The sequence below is a fragment of the Nonomuraea sp. NPDC050022 genome, from assembly GCF_044460705.1.
Taxonomy (GTDB): Bacteria; Actinomycetota; Actinomycetes; order Streptosporangiales; family Streptosporangiaceae; genus Nonomuraea.
The window spans coordinates 458,104-476,198 of the sequence record NZ_JBITKE010000001.1 but is presented as its reverse complement, the minus strand read 5'-3'; the positions used below and the strand labels follow the sequence as shown (position 1 = coordinate 476,198).

The window sequence follows — 18,095 nt, the reverse complement described above, 5'->3', positions numbered from 1 at the left end:
CGTCCGATAACTCATTCCAGCGGCGAGCCGCCAACGCAGGCGGCGATGGTCTTGGCCACCTGGAATGGCGGAATCTCGGTCGTGTCGATGATTTTCCCTTCACGGCCAAGCCAAGGCAGAGCGTCGCGGTATTCCGGAAGGTGATCCAGGCGCCACTTTCTGATCTCTGGGGTATCCGCTTCGATTCGACGGGTGAGTGTGCCTTCGTCCGCGTGGAGTACGAAGTGATGGACAGGGATGCTTGCTCTCTGGAGACCCGTGTGAATCTCCTGCCAATACCGCTCGACGAGGACGGTCTGCGGCATGACGAGTACACCGCCGACATAGTCGAGCAGTTGTGCGGCCGTCTCAACGACAAGACCGCGCCACGGCCTCCAGTGCTGGAAGTCACCGAGACTGGGGAGGTCTGAGACGGTTTGCAGCAGGTAGCCAACCTGCTCAGGGTCAAAGTACCGAGCTTCAGGGATGAGCGATATGAGGTCATTCGCAGCACTTGTCTTGCCTGCGCCAAATGTCCCGTTCAGCCAAATAATCATGGAGCCGAGCATAGTGAGAAAGCCCCATGGTGGCGGCGAGCGTGATGTTGCGGGTATTGGCGCTGCTACGTGAGGTCGAGATATTTGAGCCCGCTTCCCCGGAGCTCCAGCCGCCCCCTGTTGCCCGGCTCCCTCCGCCCCGCGCACCCGATGGTGCTGGGTGTGCGCCGGTCAACGCTGGGGCAAGGAGGAGAGGCAGTCATGCTCTGCTCCCTTTCCTCGGCTCAGGTCATCGAAGTAGCCACTCCAGGCAGGCCCAGCGGTCGGGGAGTTCGAGGGGCGGCAGCCCCTCGTCTGGGGTTTGGGGCGAAGCCCCAATAGACACAGTCTGAGGTTGATCGGCGCGAAGCGCCCATGAGCGAAAGGCGATGCAGTTGAGCGGGGTGTGGGGGCCGCGCCTCCACGGGACACAGGCTGAGCTCTTGAGCGCGAAGCGCCCCATTGGCGAAGACGATGCTTGGAGGGGTTTCAGCGGTCGCGCGCGTCGTACTCTTCGCGGGCGCTGTCGATCCGGTCGATGTTCTGCTCGGCCCACTGCTTCATGACCGCCATCACGGGCAGGAGGCTCCGTCCCAGGTCGGTGAGCGCGTAGTCGACGCGTACCGGCACCGCCGGAGTGACCGTGCGCGAGATCAGGCCGTCGCGTTCGAGGTTGCGCAGTGTCTCCGTGAGCATTTTCTGGCTGGCGCCCGCGATCGTGCGGGCCACGTCGCCGTAGCGGCGCGGGCCGTCGGCCAGCTCGTTGAGCAGGACGGCCACCCACTTGTCACCGATGCGCTCGATCAGCCGGTTGGCGGGGCAGGCGGTGAAGCGCGCCTGGTAGGAGAGCCGGATCTCGGCGCGCCGCTGGGCGGCGGTGCGAGTAGTCATGGCATCCCCTCACGTGCGTTGGTCACCTTGAAGTGCGTACTGCCGTTCGACCGTAGCACCGCCTAACTTCGCTCGTGAGCAGGGCTCAACCTGCCTGATCAAGGAGCGAAGAGAGACCATGACGACGATCGCCATCCTCGGCTCGGGCAATGTGGCCCGAACCCTCACCGGCGGGCTGCGCAGGGCGGGGCACGAGCTCATCGTGGGCTCTCGTGCCCCGCGCGAGAACGCCGCCGTTCCTGTCATCGGCCTGCGTGAGGCGGCCGGGTCGGCGGAGGTGGTGATCAATGCCATGCCCGGCCCCGTATCGGCGGAGGTGCTCAGCGGCCTCGCGGCCGAACTGGCGGGCAAGGTGCTGGTCGACGTCGCCAACGCCACCGAATCCGACGCGCGCGGCTTCGCGACGGCGCTGCTGTATCCGGGCGGCAGCCTCGCCGAGGAGATTCAGCGGGCCTTGCCGGATGTACGGGTGGTGAAGACGCTCAACACCGTGCACGAATCGATCATGGCTCAACCGGATGTGCCGGCCAATCCGCCCACTGCCTTTCTGTCCGGGAACGACGCCGACGCCAAGAAGACCGTCGGTGGCCTGCTGGTCGAGCTGGGGTGGGCGGCTGAGTGGATCATCGATCTCGGGGGTGTGGAGACGGCACGGGTGCCGGAGGCGTTCATGCTGATGGTCGGCGACCTCGTCCGCGCGCTCGGCCCGGTGCCCTTCGGCATGGCCATCGTGCGTTGACGCCGGTCACGCCGACCGAGGGCCGAGCCAGGCGCCCTTGACGCCCGTCACACCGATCGAGGGCCGGGTCGGGTGGCCATCGCCCGTCACACCAACCGAGGGCCGGGTCGGGTGGCCATCGCCCGTCACGCCGATCGAGGGGTGAGCCAGGTGGTCACCGCCTCCGGCAGGCCGTCCGCGCCCGCCCAGGCCACGTAGCCGTCGGGGCGGATCAGCAGGACGTCGGCGGGTGGGTCCGCGCAGTGCGCGGCGACGACGTGGAGGCGGTCGTCGCTCACCAGGTCGCCCAGGTCCGACGGCTCGGGGGCCAGGTCGAGGAGTACCCAGCCGGCCGGGCGCATGAGCTCCGCCACGCGGGTCGGCCCCTCCGTGGTGGTCAGTGCCAGGTCGGGGGCGAAGCGGCCGGTCAGCGGGTGGGGCGCGGTGCCGTACCGGATGTCGGAGCCCTGGAGCATGGTGCCGTACCGGATGTCGGAGCCCTGGAGCATCTCGCCGAGGCGGCGCAAGGGCTGGTCGAAGGTGAACAGTTCCGCGAGGAGATCGCGCAGGGCTGTGCCGTCCTCGCCGGTGAGGCGTTCCAGGGCCGCCTGGGCGCGGGTGTGGCGCAGGGTGTGGACGGCCACCGGGCGGCGTTCCGACTCGTACGTGTCGAGCAGGCCGGGCGGGGCCTGGTCGTGCAGGTGGGCAGCCAGCTTCCAGGCGAGATTGGCGGTGTCCATCAGGCCGACGTTCAGGGCCGAGCCGCCTGCCGGGAACAGATGGGCGGCGTCACCCGCCAGGAACACTCGGCCCTCGCGGTAGCGGTCGGCGACGCGGGCCTGCGAGACGGTGCTCGACAGCCAGATGGGCTCGCCCAGCGGCAGGTCGACGCCGATGACCCGGCGCACCGCGGCCTCGAACTCCGCCAGTGTGACGGCCGTCGCGGGCAGCGCCCCCTTCTCGCGTACGCCGACGATGTGGACGCCGGACTGGAGCGAGGTGAGCAGCAAACGGCCGTTCGGGGTACGGTTCCAGCCCTCCTGCAGGCCATTGACCTGCGCTGTGTCGAAAATGCCCCCCGTCTGCGGCGCCGCGAAGTGGCCGAGCAGCATCACCTCCTCGTCCGTCGTGCCGGGGAAGCCGATGCCCGCCTGCTCGCGTACCAGGCTGTGGCCGCCGTCGCAGCCGACGACATAGCGGGCCCGTAGCCGGAAGTCGTCACCCTCCAGCGTCACGCCTTCGTCGTCCTGGGCGAGTTTCCTCAGCCGGTGGCCCGATCTGATCTCGGCGCCGAGCTCGGCCGCGCGCTCGCGCAGCAGCCGTTCAAGGCGGGGCTGCTGGATCATCAGCAGCTGTAACGGGGACTCGCCGCCCAGCTCGGCGAACTTCAGGGGCACCGAGCCGAACGGGAAGCCCGGCGCGCGTCCGGCGAACGGGCTGCCCGCGCTGAACCGTTCGAGCAGGCCCCGATGGTCGAGCAGCTGGATGATCTGCCCGCCCAGGCCGTTGGCCTTGGGGAGGTCGCCAGGCTCGGCTCTCTTCTCCAGCACGGTCGTACGGACGCCGGCCAGGCGCAGCTCGCAGGCCAGCATGAGCCCCGTGGGGCCCGCTCCTATGATCACTACTTCTTCCATGCCTGTCAGGCTAGATTGACAAACTTCGCCCTGTCAATCTAGCCTGACGATGTGGACATGGGAGAACTCTCTGAGCGCATCAAGTCGAACGACCCCGCCATGGGACTGCGCGCGGTCGGCGCCCTGCATCGGCTGGCCGAGCAGGTCGAGGCCGTCTCCGTGGCTCTGGCCAGGGAGCAGGGGTGGACGTGGGAGCAGATCGGCGATGCGCTCGGCATGTCGCGGCAGTCGGTACACGCGAAGTATGGAAAGTGAGGGTTGGCATGTTCGGTAGGGAGAAGAACCCGTTCGCGGTGGTCGTGACCGCGGCGCTGGAGGAGGCCAGGCAGCGTGGCGACCGGCGGCTGGGGACCGAGCACCTGCTGCTCGGGCTGCTGCGCCAGCCGGATCTGGCCCCCGCCCGAGCGCTCGGCGTGGATCTGGCGCGGGCGCGGGCGGCACTCGAAGAGCTCGACCGGGCGTCGCTGCGGGCGCTCGGGATCGACGTCGGCGAGGTGCCGCCGGCCCGGCCGCGCAAGCATCCGGCCGTACCGGGCACCGCGCTGACGTCCAGCGCGCGGGCGGCGATCAACCAGACGATCAAGACGACCACCCACAAGGTCAGGAGCACCGCCGGACCGGCCCAGCTGCTGCTGGCCCTGCTCGCGCAGGGACGGCCCGATCCGGTGGCCGCGCTGATCGACCAGCTCGGCATCGACCGCGCCGAGGTCCGCGCCCGGCTGGCCGCCTAGTTAACCGACCGGCGACCGGCCCACCGACAACCGGCCGGTCAGCCGGCAGACCGGCCGACGGGCCGACGGGCCGACCGGCCGACCGGCCGACGGGCCGACGGGCCGACCGGTTGACCGGTAACCGGCTGACCAGCTGACCGCCTGAAATCGGGTTGATCGCGTCTCATCACCCTGGCACGCTCGAACGATGGACCACCGCACGTTCGACGACCTAGTCGCAGAGGCCGAGTCGGTCTCCGTGGACGGCTGGGACTTCTCCTGGCTCGACGGCCGGGCGACGGAGGCCCGCCCCTCCTGGGGATACTCCCGCCGGCTGGCCGGCCGGATGGCCACCGCCGAGGCCGCGCTCGACATCGAGACCGGCGGCGGCGAGATCCTGGCCGGGGTCCCGAAGCTCCCGCCGGTCACCGTCGCCACCGAGTCGTGGCCGCCCAACCTCGCCCTGGCCGCCAAGCGGCTGCGCGCCCGCGGCGCCGCGGTGGTGGCCGACGACGCGCTGCCCCGCCTGCCGTTCCGCACGGCGGCCTTCGACCTGGTCGTCAGCCGTCACCCGGTGCGCACCTGGTGGGCCGAGATCGCCCGCGTACTCAGGCCGGGTGGCACCTACTTCTCCCAGCAGGTGGGCGCACGCAGTGTCGCCGAGCTGACCGAATTCTTCATGGGCCCGCAGGACGGCTCCAGCCGCGACCCCGAGAAGGCCAGGGCGGCGGCCGTGCAGGCCGGGCTCACCGTGGTCGATCTGCGGGCCGAGTCGTTGCGGATGGAGTTCCTGGACATCGGAGCGGTGATCTACTTCCTGCGCAAGGTGATCTGGACCGTGCCGGACTTCTCGGTCGACCGCTACCGGAAAGAGCTGCGCGAGCTGCACGAACGCATCCAGGAAGACGGGCCGTTCATCGCCCACTCCACCCGTTTCCTGATCGAGGCCAGAGCCTGAGACGTCGCCCGGCCGCTGCGGCTGGACATCCGACTACCTCCGCGGGCGTACGACAAAAGACGCCGGACACTCCCCTGGGTGGAGCGCACGACGAGCCCACGGTCCGATGCGCCGGGCCCGCCCGGTGGCGACCCTGGATGCATGAACACAATGACGCATTGGGGCTGGGGCGCTGGATTCTGGCCGATCATCCCGGTTCTCTGGGGCCTGTTCTGGGTGGCCGTCGTCGCCCTGGCGGCTCGGACCTGGCAGAAAGGCCGCTGGCACCGTACCGAGGCCGGAGCGACCACGTCGGCGGAGCGGATCCTCGCCGAGCGGTACGCGCGCGGCGAGATGAGCGACGACGAGTACTTCCAGCGGATATCAGTGCTCAAGAGCTGACCCACCCGGCGCTTAAGAGCCACCGCGAAAGCCAAACCACCACACGGGTAAAACAACTGTTACTGGCCGCATCCGGTTCGCCACGTTAAGTTGCCTCTAGGGACTGTCGAGAAGTGGAGGCCCTTATGCGGTCGATTGCCCGATTCTGCGGCCAATGCAACTGTGGCTGCCCTGAGCTGTTCGTCGACCGTTCGGCGCCGGAAGAGCGTCAGGTGCTGATCACCGACGACTTCGGGCAGCGGGTGGAGATGAGCCTCGACCAGTTCGGCTCGATCGTCGAGGCGGCCAAGAGCGGAGCGCTGGACGACCTGGCGCTCCGCGGCTGACCGTGCAGGCCATCACCCTGCTCGCCAGCGGGCTCGCCGCCGGGCTGGTGGCGGGGACCGCGTCCTGCACCGCGGTGCAGGGCGGGCTGCTCGTGGGCCTCACCTCGGGCGGCTGCGATGGCGACGAGCGGGGGCCGTCGCGCGATCCGGTGCTCGTGGGGTGGTTCCTGGTGGGTCGGCTGGTCTCGTACGCGGCCGCCGGGGCGCTGCTCGGCCTGGCGGGTTCGGCCGTCAGCCTGCCTCCGCAGGCGCGGGCGCTGCTGCTCGTGGCGGCGGGCGTCGCGGTCATCACGTACGCGATCAGGCTGCTCCGCCGGCGGCAACCCGGCTGCGAGGCCCCCAGGCGGGCCCGCGCCGGCCCCCGGAGCGCGCCGCTGCTGGGCGCGGCCACCATCCTCATCCCCTGCGGGGTGACACTCGGCATGGAGATGGTCGCGGTCTCCAGTGGCTCGCCGCTGGGCGGCGCGGCGGTGATGACCGGATTCGTGCTCGGCACCGCGCCCGCGTTCGCGCTGCTGGGCTGGGTCCTGCGGCGCGTCTCGCGGACCAGGCTCGCCCGGTTGGCCGGGGTGGCGGCGCTCGCGGCCGGCCTGTGGACGGTCGGCTCGGGCGTCAGTCTGGGCGGCTGGCTCGCGGCTCCGGCAGGTTCGGCGGGCCTGGCGGGTTCAGTGGGTCTGGCGGGTCCGGCGGGTTTGGCGGGCTTGGCTGGTTCGGCGGGTCCGGCAGGTTCGGCGTCAGGCGGAGCCGGCTCCGGGCAGGGTGCCCATACGGTCACCGTCTGGGCGACCCGCGACGGCTACCGGCCGCAGATCGTGACCGCCCGTGCCGGAGTCCCCGTCGAGATCGTCTTCAAGCTGGCCGACCAGGGTTGCACGAGCACGGTCACGATCGCCGGGCAGGACGTCGCCCTTCCCGCGACGGTCCATCTGCCGCCGCAGCGCCCAGGGTCGCTTCGTTACGTATGCGGGATGGGCATGTACACCGGCTACATCAACTTCTCCTAGTCCCTCGGCGATTACTGTTCGCAATCGCGCGATTACCTGGCACCCTGTGGCCATGGCGTGGTGGCAAGAGGAGGTGGCGGCACCGGCGATTCCGGCGCCACGGGTGGGAGACGAGCCTGAGCTGCTGATGGCCGCTCGGGCCGGCGACCCGCAGGCGGCGCACCGGCTCGGCCGGCTCTGCGCCCAGCGGGGCGACCGCTCGGCGGCCAAGGAGTGGTGGGAACGGGCGGCGGCGGGCGGCAACATCGACAGTGCCTACAACCTGGGTGTCTGGCACGAGAAGCACGGCAGCCTGGAGGAGTCCGTCTCCTGGTACAAACTGGCCGCCGCCACCGGCGACGTCGAGGCCGCGGTCAACCTGGCCACGCTCCTGCTGGAGCAGCGCGGAGACGTCGCGGCCGCCCGGCGCTGGTTCGAGATCGCGGCCCGCGAGGGCTCCCGGACGGCCGCCCGGCGACTGGCGCTGATCTGCGAGGACGCGGGCGAGGTCGCGGCCGCGCGCGAGTGGCACCGCCGAGCGGCCGCCGACGGCGACGCGGCCTCCGCGCACGACCTGGGCTTCCTGGCGTACGCGGCGGGCGAGGACGAGGAAACCCTGCACTGGTGGGAGTGCGCCGCGCGCAGCGGCCACGCCGAGTCGGCCTACTGCCTCGGCCTGCTCCTCCAGGCCAGCCGTGACCCCGAGGGCGCCGGCGCCTACTTCCGGCTGGCCGCCAAGAGCGACCACCCGGGCGCCGCCTCGCAGCTCGGCGGCAGCGCGCTGGCCCATGGAGATCTGCGTACGGCCCGCGCCTGGTTCGAGCGGGCCGCGAGCGCGGGCCGGCTGGCGGACCAGCGGATGGCCGGGTTCGTCTGCGTCGAGCTGGGCGACACCGCCGGGGCCGGCCACTGGTTCGGCCGGGCGGCGGCCAGCGGCGACGCCGAGTCCGCCTTCCACTTCGGGCTGCTGCTCATCGCCGAGTTCAACGACCTGGCGGGCGGCCGGCACTGGTTCCGGCAGGCCGCGCTGGCCGGACATCACCAGGCGGCCATCGAGCTGGCCGGGCTGCTGTCGGCGGCCGGGGAGACGGAGGAGGCCGCGCGGTGGCTGGCCGACCCGCCGCCTCCGTCGTGGGACCGGCCGGCCGAGCCCGAGCTGGCCGCGCGGGCCGAGCTGGCGGCGTCCGCCACCGGCCGCAGGGGCGGCGTCTCGCTGGCCGTACGCGAGCTGGCCGAGATCCTTGGCACCTGGGACCTGGCGACCAGACCGCTGCACGACCACGCGGACGTGCTGGGCTGGCTGGCCCGGCGCAGCGGCCTGCACTCCAGCGCGATCGAGCACCTGGCGTCGGTGCGCGGCACGCTGCTGCGTCCGGGCAGCGCGCCCTGGCCCAGCCCAGGCGAGATCGACCACGTCCTCGCCACGGCCCGCGACCTGCGACAGCGACTCGGCGTCCGATAGCCCAGCCGCTCGGCGTCCTGAAACCAAGCGGCTGGGCACTCGATGGCGCTGTGCCCCAAGGGTGAGATCAGGCGGCGAGGACCTCGGTCACCGGCGTGACCGGGAGTTCGAGCGCCTGCGCGACCGGGCCGTTGGTGAGCAGCCCGTCATAGGTGTTGAGCCCGCCCGCCAGGCCCGCGTCCGCCCTGAGCGCGTCGCGCCAGCCCAGGTCGGCGAGCTTGACGGCGTACGGGAGCGTCGCGTTGGTCAGGGCGTAGGTGGAGGTGTTGGCCACCGAGCCCGGCATGTTCGCCACGCAGTAGAAGATCGAGCCGTGCACAGTGTAGGTCGGCTCGGCGTGCGTGGTCGGGCGGGAGTCCTCGAAGCAGCCGCCCTGGTCGATGGCGATGTCGACGAGCACCGAGCCCGGCTTCATGCGCGAGACCAAGTCGTTCGAGACCAGCGTCGGGGCCTTGGCGCCCGGGATCAGGACCGCGCCGATGACCAGGTCGGCGTTGAGCACCTCCCGCTCGATCGCGTACGAGGTGGAGACCAGCGTCTTGAGCCGGCCCTGGTAGATGGCGTCGATGAAGCGCAGGCGGTCGACGTTCGTGTCGAGCACGGTGACCTCGGCGCCCATACCGACGGCGATCTGGGCGGCGTTCAGCCCGGAGACGCCGCCGCCGATCACGACCACCTTGGCCGGGGCCACACCGGGCACCCCACCCGGCAGGACGCCGCGTCCGCCGTTGAAGCGCATCAGGTTGTACGCCCCCACCTGCGGAGCCAGGCGGCCCGCGACCTCCGACATCGGGGCGAGCAGCGGCAGGCTGTTGCCGACCTGCACGGTCTCGTACGCGATGCCCGTCGTCTTCGCGCCGAGCAGCGCGTCGGTGCACGGCCGGGAGGCGGCCAGGTGCAGGTAGGTGAACAGCACCAGGCCCTCGCGCAGCCGGTGGTACTCCTGCGCGATGGGCTCCTTGACCTTGAGCACCATCTCCGCCTCGCCCCACACGGCGTCGGCGCTTTCGACGATCTTGGCGCCCGCCGCCAGGTATTCCTCGTCCGGGATGTGCGAGCCCAGGCCCGCGCCGCGCTGAACGGTGACGTCGTGGCCGTGACGGACCAGCTCGTGCACGCCTGCCGGGGTTGCGGCGACTCGGTATTCGTGGTTCTTGACCTCGGCAGGCACGCCGATCTTCATGGCTGGTCCTTTCGTTCCTTGAACAGTCGTTAGAGGCGAGCCCACGCTTCCGTGAGCACGTTGCGGAGGATCGACCCGATCTCGTCGAACTCCTTCGGCCCCGCGATCAGCGGCGGCGCGAGCTGGATGACGGGGTCGCCACGGTCGTCGGCGCGGCAGTAGAGCCCGGCCTCGAACAGCGCCTTCGACAGGAACCCACGCAGCAGCCGCTCCGACTCCTCGTCGGTGAACGTCTGCTTGGTGGTCTTGTCCTTGACCAGCTCGATGCCCCAGAAGTAGCCGGAGCCCCGGACGTCGCCGACGATCGGCAGGTCCTTGAGACCGTCGAGGGTGGCCTGGAAGAGCGGCTCGTTCTTGGTGACGTGGCCGAGCAGGTCCTCGCGCTCGAAGATGTCGAGGTTGGCCAGCGCCACGGCCGCCGAGACCGGGTGCCCGCCGAAGGTGTAGCCGTGGGCGAACATCTGGTCGCCGCTCTTGAACGGCTCGAACAGCCGGTCGTGCGCGATCATGGCCCCGATGGGCGAGTAGCCGCTGGTCAGGCCCTTGGCGCAGGTGATGATGTCGGGCACGTAGTCGAACTTCTGGCCGCCGAACATCGTGCCGAGCCGGCCGAAGGCGCAGATGACCTCGTCGGAGACGAGCAGCACGTCGTACTCGTCGCAGATCTCGCGCAGCCGCTGCCAGTAGCCGACCGGCGGCGGGAAGCAGCCGCCGGCGTTCTGCACCGGCTCGGCGAAGACGGCGGCCACCGTGTCGGGGCCCTCCATCTCGATCGCGCGGGCGACGCGGTCGGCGGCCCAGATGCCGTACTCCTCCGGGCTCATCCCCTTGATGCCGCTGATCTCGTCGGCGCGGTAGTAGTTCGTGTTCGGCACCCGCACCGAGCCGGGCACGAGCGGCTCGAACATCTGCTTGAACGCCGGAATGCCGGTGATCGACAGGGCGCCCTGCGGGGTGCCGTGGTAGGCGATCTGGCGGCTGATGACCTTGTGCTTGAGCGGCTTGCCGATGAGCTTGTAGTACTGCTTGGCCAGCTTCCAGGCGGACTCGACCGCCTCGCCGCCGCCGGTGGTGAAGAAGACCCTGTTGAGATCGCCGGGGGCCAGGCTCGCGAGCCGCTGGGCCAGCTCGGCCGCCTTCGGGTGCGCGTAGGACCACAGCGGGAAGAAGGCGAGCTCCTGTGCCTGCTTGGCGGCCGCCTCGGCCAGCTCGCTCCGGCCGTGACCGGCTTGGACCACGAAGAGTCCCGCCAGGCCGTCCAGGTAGCGCTTGCCGTGGATGTCGTAGATGTAGGAGCCCTCACCGCGAACGATGGTCGGGATCTCCGCCTGCTGGTAGGCGCTGTGCCTCGTGAAATGCAACCACAGGTGATCCTGCGCGGCCTTGAGAATCTCGTTTTCCGGCTGCGTCATGATTATCTTCCCTCGTGTCTGATCTCCCCACAGTCTGCATGTTCACCTCGGGTTTGCCAAGCGAAAGCGTCGCAGCAGTGTGCAAGAAAACCGAGATCCGCAGGAACGGTATGTAACAGCTGCGAAATCCGCAGGTAGATTAGCGCGCGGGTCATGCCCGTTTCACGCGTTGTGAAGCCTTTGTGATCCAATGAGACGTTAACTATCGAAGAACGACCCGGGGGACCGTCCGTGACTCCTGACCAGATCGAGAGCGCCGTCGCGGCCGCGATGCCGCAGTCCGTAGAGGACCTCAAGCGGCTCGCCGCCATCCCGTCGGTGGCCTTCCCCGGGCATCCCGAGGAGCCCGTGCTCGCCGCCGCCGCCATGACCGAGGAGCTCCTGCGCAGCACGGGGCTGACGCACGTGCAGCGAGTCGCGGTCGAGGGCAGCTTCCCCGCCGTGTACGGCGAAGTGGCCGCGCCGCCCGGCGCGCCCACGGTGCTGCTCTACGCGCACTATGACGTGCAGCCCGCCGGTGACCCGGCCGCCTGGCGCACCCCACCGTTCGAGCCGACCCTGATCGACGGCCAGCTGTACGGCCGGGGCACCGCGGACGACAAGTCGGGCATCATCTCGCACGTCACCGCCCTGCGCGCGTTCCAGGGGCAGTTCCCCGTCGGGGTGAAGGTCCTCATCGAGGGCCAGGAGGAGTACGCCGGGGAGCGTCTGGAGGCGTTCGTCGAGCGCAACCCCGACCTGCTGCGGGCCGACGCCATCGTGGTGGCCGACTGCGGCAACCCGCGCGTCGGCGACCCCGCCGTCACCACCTCGCTGCGCGGCATGGCCGCGTTCACCATCGAGGTCCGCACCCTGCGCGAGCCGGTGCACAGCGGCCAGTTCGGCGGCGCCGCCCCCGACGCGCTCTCGGCGCTCATGCGCATGCTGACCTCGCTGCATGATGACAACGGCGACATCCGGGTGCCGGGACTGCCCCGCGGGACCTTCCTCGGCCAGGGACCGTCGGAGGAGGAGTTCCGCAGGACCGCCGGGGTGCTGGACGGCGTGTCGCTGGTCGGCTCCGGCTCCTTGGCGGACCGCCTGTGGGCGTCGTACGCCATCACCGTGACCGGCATCGACGCGCCCACGGTGTCGGGCGCCATCAACGCGGTCCAGCCCGCGGCCCGCGCCCGCGTCACGGTCCGCATCCCCCCGTCCGGCGACCCCAAGACGACCGTGAACGCGGTGGTCGAGTTCCTGCGGCAGGTCACGCCGTGGGGCGCGCAGGTCTCGTTCGGCGACTACACCGTGGGGTCGGGCTTCCAGGCCGACTCGGGCGGCAAGGCCCGCACAGCGCTCAACCGGGCGATGGAGCGCGCCTTCGGTCGGCCGCCGCGCGACGTCGGGGCGGGCGGGTCGATTCCGCTGGTGAACACGCTGCTGAAGCAGTTCCCCGCGGCGGAGATCCTGCTGTTCGGGGCCGAGGACGAGGAGGCGGCCATCCACGCGCCCAACGAGCGGGTGGACCTGGAGGAGCTGCGCCGCACCGCCACCGCCGAGGCGCTGTTCCTTCGCGAGCTCAGCCTGCCCTCCGCGCTCGGCGTCTGATCCGCTACAACCTCAGTGATCCCCCGCTGCTCCCCCGCTACAACCTCAGCGATCCGCCACGCTTGACGGTGCGGATGATGGGGGCGGTCTCCATGGTGGTGACCGCCTCCAGGGCGGCGAGCCGTTCGGTGAGGTAACGGCCCAGGTCCAGGGGGTCGCGGCAGTTCAGGGCCGCGACCAGATTGGTGGGGCCGGTGGTGAGGGCGGCGAAGGCGATCTCGGGATGCCGCGCCAGCGCCGCGCCGACCTCGACCGCCTTGGCAGGCGGGGCGGCGATCCACAGCCGGGCCTCGGTGCCGAATCCGAGCGCCGAAGGCGGTACGTCGAGCTGGTAGCTCAGGATTCCCTGGCCGCGCAGCGCGTTCAGGCGGCGTTTCACCGTGGTCTCCGACCAGCCGGTGGCGGCGGCCAGCTCGGCGTAGGACGCGCGGCCGTCCAGATTGAGCGCCCGCAGCAGCGCCTTGTCGCCCTCGTCGAGATCGATCGGGCCGTCTCCGGCCTCTACTGGCGGCGGCCGCAGCCGGTCGGCCTGTTCGGGTGACAGCCAGGCCAGCCCCCGCCAGCCATCCGGCAGGACGAAATTGCGCAGCAGCAGGTGAGCGGAGACCGAGACGACCCGGCTGGTGCGGGGCAGTTTGTCCAGCAACAGGGCGTCCTGGTCGCGGGTGCCGCGCGTGCGTACGGTGCAGGAGATCTCGGTGCCGCCGGACATCAGGTACACGAAGGACGTGTCGTCACGGGCGGCCAGCGCCTTGGCGACCGGCACGGCCGCGTCCGGGGTGCAGCGCAGCCGGATGGTCCACTGGGTGTGCCCCAGCCGAGCGCCGTTGACCAGACCCGCCACCCGCAGCACGCCCTGGCCGCGCAGCCGCCGGTAGCGGCGGGCCACGGTGTTCTCCGAGACCCCGAGCACGTCGGCGATCGTCCTGAACGGGGCCCGGCCGTCGATCTGCAGCGCGTGAACCAGACCTCTGTCGACGGTATCCATCCAGATATCCCTGCACGGTGACGGTTTCCGGCGATTCTAGCCGCCTGACTGGGATGGGTGGACGGTCGTGCGCGACGCTCGTCGCATGAACATCCTCGTCCTCGCCGCCACCGGAAACGTCGGCGGCCAGATCATCACCCAGCTGCGCGAGAGCGGCCATGCCGTACGGGCGGTCACCCGCGATCCGCGCACCGCCCGCTTTCCCGCCGAGGTCGAGGTGATGCGCGGCGACCTGTCCGTGCCGGACACCATCGCGGCCTGCCTGGCCGGCATCGACGCGGTGTTCCTGCTCTGGCCGCTGCACACCGGCGAACAGCTGCCCGCCGTGCTCGACCTGGTCACCCGGCGGGCCCGCCGGGTGGTCTTCCTGGGTACGGGCGGTGTTCCCGATCTCAGCTTCGAGGAGCAGGAGAAGCTGGTCCACGGCCGCGGGATCGAGTCCACCATGATCAGGCCGAGCACCTTCGCGGTGAACACGTTGTGGTGGGCCGACCAGATCCGGGCCGGTGACGTCGTCGAGGGGGCTTACGGCGCGCTGCCGATGTCCCTGATCCATGAGGCCGACATGGCGGCCGTCGCGGTCCGCGCCCTCACCGAGCCGGGGCACGACGGCGCCACTTACACGCTGACCGGCCCGGAGGTGCTCACCCAGGCCGAGCAGGTCCGTGTCATCGGCGAGGCGCTGGGCCGGCCGCTGCGCTGGCGGGAGCTCACCCGCGAGCAGGCCCGAGAGCGGCTGCTGGCCGACGAGAGCTTCCCCGACTCCTTCGTCGACGTGCTCCTCGACGGCTACGCCGCCATGCTCGCCGGGCCGCCCCCGGTGCTGACCGCCACCGTCCACGACGTCACCGGGATCCCGGCACGATCTCTGCGCCAATGGGCCATGGACCACGCGGCCGACTTCAGCTGACGGGGGGCTGACAGGGTGAGCGGTGGGCGGGCGCACCGGATTGACACCTATGTCACCGGACGTCAGTGTTGATTTATGGAGGAGTTTCGCATGGTGCGCGAATTCTCACTCGCGACCGCTGCCCGGTTATTCAGCCCGCTCATTCTGTTGGCTCCGGTATGCCTGATGCTCCCGGGCTCTCATGTCGCATGGGGGCTGGCCGCCGCTGGAATGGCGATACCCGCCATTGGCGTACGGCTGGCCAGGCATCGGCAGATGGCCGCTGACACGGTCGTACGTTTCTCCGCCCAAGGCGTGGAGATGGAAGACGCGTACGGATCACGCCTGCGCCTGGCATGGCGGCACATTGAGCGCGTCGACGTCGTGGAAAGCCGGGTGCCGAGCCCGCGCACCATCGCCGAGGCGGATCGGATTTATGTCCGGACCGGAACAAGGAAATGCATCGGCGTGGTCGGCTGGGGGGAATATGAGATTTCTCCCAGCGCCCCCGGCTGGTTGTTGTGCCATCTGGAACGGATGCCGGTCGATCCGGTGACGGGATTACAGAAACTGAGCATTCCCCTTGGCGTGGTCGACCCATTGTGGGAGCACGGTCCGATGGGCGATCGGGTCCGCCACCACCGGCCCGATCTGCTGGCCGGCGATCAGCTCCGGGTCAGCGTGGGGGGCGGCAGCAGGCTCTGAGGTCAGCCGTCGGCGTCCTCGAGCAGCGTGCGGATGAGCGGTACGGCCAGGCGAAGGACGTCGTCGAGATCGGCCTCGGCCAGGTCGGGCATGCGCACCAGGTGGCGGTGGACGGTGATGCCGAACATCATCGCGCCCGCCAGCGCCGCCCGCAGGCGCGCGTCGGGACCGTGGACCCCGGCCGCGATCCGGTCGATCGCCTCAGAGGTCACGTGTTCGCGGAGCATCTGGGCGGCTTCCTGGCTGGTCATGCTGGTGCGCAGGAGTACGGCCATCGGGCTGTCGGGGACGGCGGCCCAGCGCTCGAGCATGGCGCGCAGGTAGTTTTCAGCGGAGCGGCCCGGGTCGTCGGTGGTCAGGGAGTCGACGTCGAGGCAGAAGTCGAGGGACTCGCGGAACAGCTGCTGCTTGGTGCCGAAGTATTGGATGACCGAGGACTTGTCGACGTCCGCCTCGGCCGCGATCGCGCGGATGGTGGCGCGTTCGTAGCCGACCTCGCCGAAGGTGCGGCGGGCGGCCTCCAGGATCCGGCGGCGAGTGCGCTGGCCCTTGCTCTCGTTCTCCCACGCCTGGCCGGCGATCTCATCGGTCGACATGGGCCCACCACCTCCTGCTGGCCTCCGATGGTAACCGGCTCAGGCACCACCAGAGGCCGGGCAGGGGGCCGGGTCTAGCGGACCTCCTCGATGGACGAAGGGAACTGCCCCGCCATCAGCTCGCCCATCCTGCGCTGCAGCGACTCGGAGTCGTTGAGATGCGGGAACGGCTCATCGGGAACCTCGACGTCCAGGAACTCGCACAACGGCTCCCACCCCTGGCGCACGTCGAACACCAGGAGCCGGCTCGCGGGCAGGCTCGCCTCGACGGTGGCCCGGTGGCGCTCGAACGCCTCGATGGCGACCTTCTCGTCGGGCAGGCCGTTCGCGGGGATCCAGCCCTGGCCGAAGGTGTCCTCCCCGATCGCGCTCAGCACCGGCTGCATCTTCTGCATCCCCTCGAAGATCTTCGCCGCGGCCGGTGGCAGTGTCGACGGGTCCATGGACATGGTCCGGCCGGGGCCGTTGCTGAGGAGGTTCTGCATGCTGAGGTACCAGCGGTGGGGGTCGCGGACGGTCAGGATGACCTTGGCGTCGGGGTAGGCCGCCGCCTGCTCGCGCCAGAACCCGCTGGCCGGCCAGTCCTGGGCCGACTGGTAGCCGTCGAACACCTTGTCCCAGTCCACCGGCTCGCCGGAGACGACGGACACCCACCGGTCGGCGTGCTCGGGCTTGGTCAGGATCTCGAACATGTGGTAGCAGGGGCCGAACCCGAGCCGCTCCAGCGCGGCCTTCATCGAGCTGGTTCCGGTACGCGGGAACCCCGCGCCGATCACTTTCAGCATTGCCGTGCCTCCCGTTTCCAGCGGCTGACGCGCGCCTCTGGCTGAGAGTAAAGGACTAGCCCACAGATCTCAACGCTTGTACATTTTTTCCCACTATGGCCGGGTCGGTGCCGCTTTTGTGCGCGCTTTTGTCCGGGCTTATGGGCGGGTCAGCGCCTGCCGGCCGTCCCGTATCTGAGCAGGTCGAGCAGTCGCGCGGACTGGTCCGAGCCGGTCAGCGCTATCGCGTTGGCGAGGGTCATCAACTCGCGGACGGTCAGATCAGACCGGACCTCGCCCGCGTCCTGGGCCCTGGTGAGCAGGGCCGACGCGGTGGCCAGCATCTTCTCGTGCCACTCCCCGAACAGCGCCGAGCCGTCGCGCGGCAGGGCCAGCGCCAGCTCGCGCTTGCCGGCGACGTGCGCGACGAAGGCGCCCAGCCACTCGTGCAGCGCGTCACCCGGCGAATCGGCCGCCAGGAGGGCGTCGCCGCTCTCGCACAGCTCCGTCACCTCATCGGCGTAGACGGCGATGATCAGGTCCTGGCGGGTCGGGAAGTGCCGGTACATGGTCGCGTTGCCGACCCCGGCGCAGCGGGCGACGTCGTCGAGCGGCACGTCCACGCCACGCTCGGCGAACAGCTTCCTGGCCGCGGCCAGGACCGCGTCGTGGTTGCGGCGCGCGTCCGCCCGCCTGGGGCGCTCTGCCGGCATACGGCTCAGCCTAGCCGCGCCGGAAACGCCCGCGCGGTCGCCTTGCCTCGCTGGGAGCGCCCTTGCGGAAGGCTAGCCGCGCTGGGAGCGCCCTTTCGGAAGGCTAGCCGCGCTGGAAGCGCCAGCGGGTTTGGCTGAAGTCGCCCTTGCGGAAGCCGAACGCCTTTGCCGGGGCCACCGCGAACACCAGCGCCCGGTCGCCGCCCGAGTTCAGGAAGGCGTCGTCGCCCACCTCGAAGCGCCAGTCGCTGCCGTACTTGTCCCCGTAGGCGTCGGCGAGCCGCTTGAGGTGGCCGGTATCGGTGACCCGCTCCGCGACGCCTTCCACGACCACGTCGAGGCCCTCCTCCAGGGAGTTGGTGCCGGTCGTGAGCGTGCAGCGCTGGTTGGACTCCAGGTTGCGGGCCTTCTGCTCGCCCGCGCCGGTGCAGAAGTAGAGCGTGCCGTCCTGCCAGACGGCCAGCAGGGTCGTGACGTGCGGGCTGCCGTCGGAGCGGACGGTGGCCAGCCAGAATGTCTGGGCGCGTTCCAGGGTGTCGCGTGCCCGCGCCCATTCGGTCGCGGTGGCGCCTTCGGCGCTGTATCTGGCGTCCAGCTCGGTGATCGGTTCCATGATGGCTTCTCCTCGATGGGCCTACCTGGGTACTGACCGCTACGCAGGTGGAAACTCATCGGTGAGG

Annotated in this window: 21 protein-coding genes; 11 read left to right on the top strand and 10 right to left on the bottom strand. The window is 70.3% G+C overall.

The features are described 5' to 3' along the window. Nucleotides 1–11: 11 nt before the first annotated feature. The gene (locus ACIBO2_RS02095; protein WP_357949400.1) at nt 12–536 is read right to left on the bottom strand and encodes an ATP-binding protein; all 525 of its coding nucleotides are present in this window, start codon (nt 534–536) and stop codon (nt 12–14) included. A 468-nt stretch (nt 537–1,004) separates the two neighbouring features. Further along, nucleotides 1,005–1,406 (bottom strand): winged helix-turn-helix transcriptional regulator, encoded by a 402-nt coding sequence (locus ACIBO2_RS02090; RefSeq protein WP_397294874.1) that lies wholly within the window; start codon nt 1,404–1,406, stop codon nt 1,005–1,007. Nucleotides 1,407–1,524: 118 nt separating this feature from the next. Between ACIBO2_RS02090 and ACIBO2_RS02085 the strand changes: the two genes are divergently transcribed. Next, on the top strand, nt 1,525–2,145 hold the full coding sequence (locus ACIBO2_RS02085; protein WP_397294872.1) for an NADPH-dependent F420 reductase: 621 nt from the start codon (nt 1,525–1,527) through the stop codon (nt 2,143–2,145). Nucleotides 2,146–2,270: 125 nt separating this feature from the next. Here ACIBO2_RS02085 and ACIBO2_RS02080 read toward each other — a convergent pair whose 3' ends face one another. Next, nucleotides 2,271–3,758, bottom strand: coding sequence for an FAD-dependent monooxygenase (locus ACIBO2_RS02080; protein WP_358547628.1), 1,488 nt, complete (start codon nt 3,756–3,758; stop codon nt 2,271–2,273). A 57-nt stretch (nt 3,759–3,815) separates the two neighbouring features. On the opposite strand from ACIBO2_RS02080, the gene ACIBO2_RS02075 reads away from it, so the two are divergent. The 7 genes from ACIBO2_RS02075 (at nt 3,816) to ACIBO2_RS02045 (ending at nt 8,578) form a co-directional block, all read left to right on the top strand. Next, entirely contained in the window at nt 3,816–4,013 is a 198-nt protein-coding gene (locus ACIBO2_RS02075; RefSeq protein ID WP_214633670.1) for a helix-turn-helix domain-containing protein, read from the top strand. Nucleotides 4,014–4,021: 8 nt separating this feature from the next. After that, nucleotides 4,022–4,489 carry a Clp protease N-terminal domain-containing protein gene (locus tag ACIBO2_RS02070; protein WP_358547631.1) on the top strand — a complete coding sequence of 156 codons (468 nt, stop codon included), beginning with the start codon at nt 4,022–4,024 and terminating at the stop codon, nt 4,487–4,489. A gap of 187 nt (nt 4,490–4,676) precedes the next feature. Continuing rightward, nucleotides 4,677–5,426, top strand: coding sequence for a class I SAM-dependent methyltransferase (locus ACIBO2_RS02065; protein WP_358547634.1), 750 nt, complete (start codon nt 4,677–4,679; stop codon nt 5,424–5,426). A gap of 141 nt (nt 5,427–5,567) precedes the next feature. Continuing rightward, the gene (locus tag ACIBO2_RS02060) at nt 5,568–5,807 is read left to right on the top strand and encodes a hypothetical protein (RefSeq protein ID WP_358547636.1); all 240 of its coding nucleotides are present in this window, start codon (nt 5,568–5,570) and stop codon (nt 5,805–5,807) included. 125 nt (nt 5,808–5,932) lie between these two features. After that, the gene (locus tag ACIBO2_RS02055) at nt 5,933–6,133 is read left to right on the top strand and encodes a hypothetical protein (RefSeq protein ID WP_358547638.1); all 201 of its coding nucleotides are present in this window, start codon (nt 5,933–5,935) and stop codon (nt 6,131–6,133) included. Nucleotides 6,134–6,135: 2 nt separating this feature from the next. Beyond that, entirely contained in the window at nt 6,136–7,137 is a 1,002-nt protein-coding gene (locus ACIBO2_RS02050; protein ID WP_397294868.1) for a sulfite exporter TauE/SafE family protein, read from the top strand. Between the two features lie 52 nt (nt 7,138–7,189). Beyond that, nucleotides 7,190–8,578 carry a tetratricopeptide repeat protein gene (locus tag ACIBO2_RS02045; protein ID WP_397294866.1) on the top strand — a complete coding sequence of 463 codons (1,389 nt, stop codon included), beginning with the start codon at nt 7,190–7,192 and terminating at the stop codon, nt 8,576–8,578. A gap of 67 nt (nt 8,579–8,645) precedes the next feature. On the opposite strand, the gene ald is transcribed toward ACIBO2_RS02045, so the two are convergent. After that, nucleotides 8,646–9,761 (bottom strand): alanine dehydrogenase, encoded by a 1,116-nt coding sequence (gene ald, locus ACIBO2_RS02040; protein ID WP_358547646.1) that lies wholly within the window; start codon nt 9,759–9,761, stop codon nt 8,646–8,648. A gap of 29 nt (nt 9,762–9,790) precedes the next feature. After that, entirely contained in the window at nt 9,791–11,173 is a 1,383-nt protein-coding gene (locus ACIBO2_RS02035; RefSeq protein WP_358547648.1) for an aspartate aminotransferase family protein, read from the bottom strand. A 231-nt stretch (nt 11,174–11,404) separates the two neighbouring features. On the opposite strand from ACIBO2_RS02035, the gene ACIBO2_RS02030 reads away from it, so the two are divergent. Further along, on the top strand, nt 11,405–12,760 hold the full coding sequence (locus ACIBO2_RS02030) for a dipeptidase (RefSeq protein WP_358547650.1): 1,356 nt from the start codon (nt 11,405–11,407) through the stop codon (nt 12,758–12,760). 37 nt (nt 12,761–12,797) lie between these two features. Here ACIBO2_RS02030 and ACIBO2_RS02025 read toward each other — a convergent pair whose 3' ends face one another. After that, nucleotides 12,798–13,748 carry an Lrp/AsnC family transcriptional regulator gene (locus ACIBO2_RS02025; protein WP_358547653.1) on the bottom strand — a complete coding sequence of 317 codons (951 nt, stop codon included), beginning with the start codon at nt 13,746–13,748 and terminating at the stop codon, nt 12,798–12,800. 85 nt (nt 13,749–13,833) lie between these two features. On the opposite strand from ACIBO2_RS02025, the gene ACIBO2_RS02020 reads away from it, so the two are divergent. Both ACIBO2_RS02020 and ACIBO2_RS02015 read left to right on the top strand, forming a co-directional pair. After that, entirely contained in the window at nt 13,834–14,658 is an 825-nt protein-coding gene (locus ACIBO2_RS02020; RefSeq protein WP_358547656.1) for an NAD(P)H-binding protein, read from the top strand. 90 nt (nt 14,659–14,748) lie between these two features. Beyond that, a complete protein-coding gene (locus ACIBO2_RS02015; protein WP_358547659.1) occupies nt 14,749–15,342 on the top strand; it encodes a hypothetical protein in 594 nt (197 codons plus the stop codon). A 2-nt stretch (nt 15,343–15,344) separates the two neighbouring features. Here ACIBO2_RS02015 and ACIBO2_RS02010 read toward each other — a convergent pair whose 3' ends face one another. The 4 genes from ACIBO2_RS02010 to ACIBO2_RS01995 form a co-directional block, all read right to left on the bottom strand. Beyond that, nucleotides 15,345–15,938 carry a TetR family transcriptional regulator gene (locus tag ACIBO2_RS02010; RefSeq protein ID WP_358547662.1) on the bottom strand — a complete coding sequence of 198 codons (594 nt, stop codon included), beginning with the start codon at nt 15,936–15,938 and terminating at the stop codon, nt 15,345–15,347. A 74-nt stretch (nt 15,939–16,012) separates the two neighbouring features. Further along, complete coding sequence (locus tag ACIBO2_RS02005; RefSeq protein ID WP_358547665.1) at nt 16,013–16,723, bottom strand: sulfotransferase family protein; 711 nt, start codon at nt 16,721–16,723, stop codon at nt 16,013–16,015. Between the two features lie 149 nt (nt 16,724–16,872). After that, nucleotides 16,873–17,415: a helix-turn-helix domain-containing protein gene (locus ACIBO2_RS02000; RefSeq protein WP_358547667.1), complete on the bottom strand. Its 543-nt coding sequence runs from the start codon at nt 17,413–17,415 to the stop codon at nt 16,873–16,875. Nucleotides 17,416–17,518: 103 nt separating this feature from the next. Then, a complete protein-coding gene (locus ACIBO2_RS01995; protein WP_358547670.1) occupies nt 17,519–18,028 on the bottom strand; it encodes a pyridoxamine 5'-phosphate oxidase family protein in 510 nt (169 codons plus the stop codon). Nucleotides 18,029–18,095: the final 67 nt, after the last annotated feature.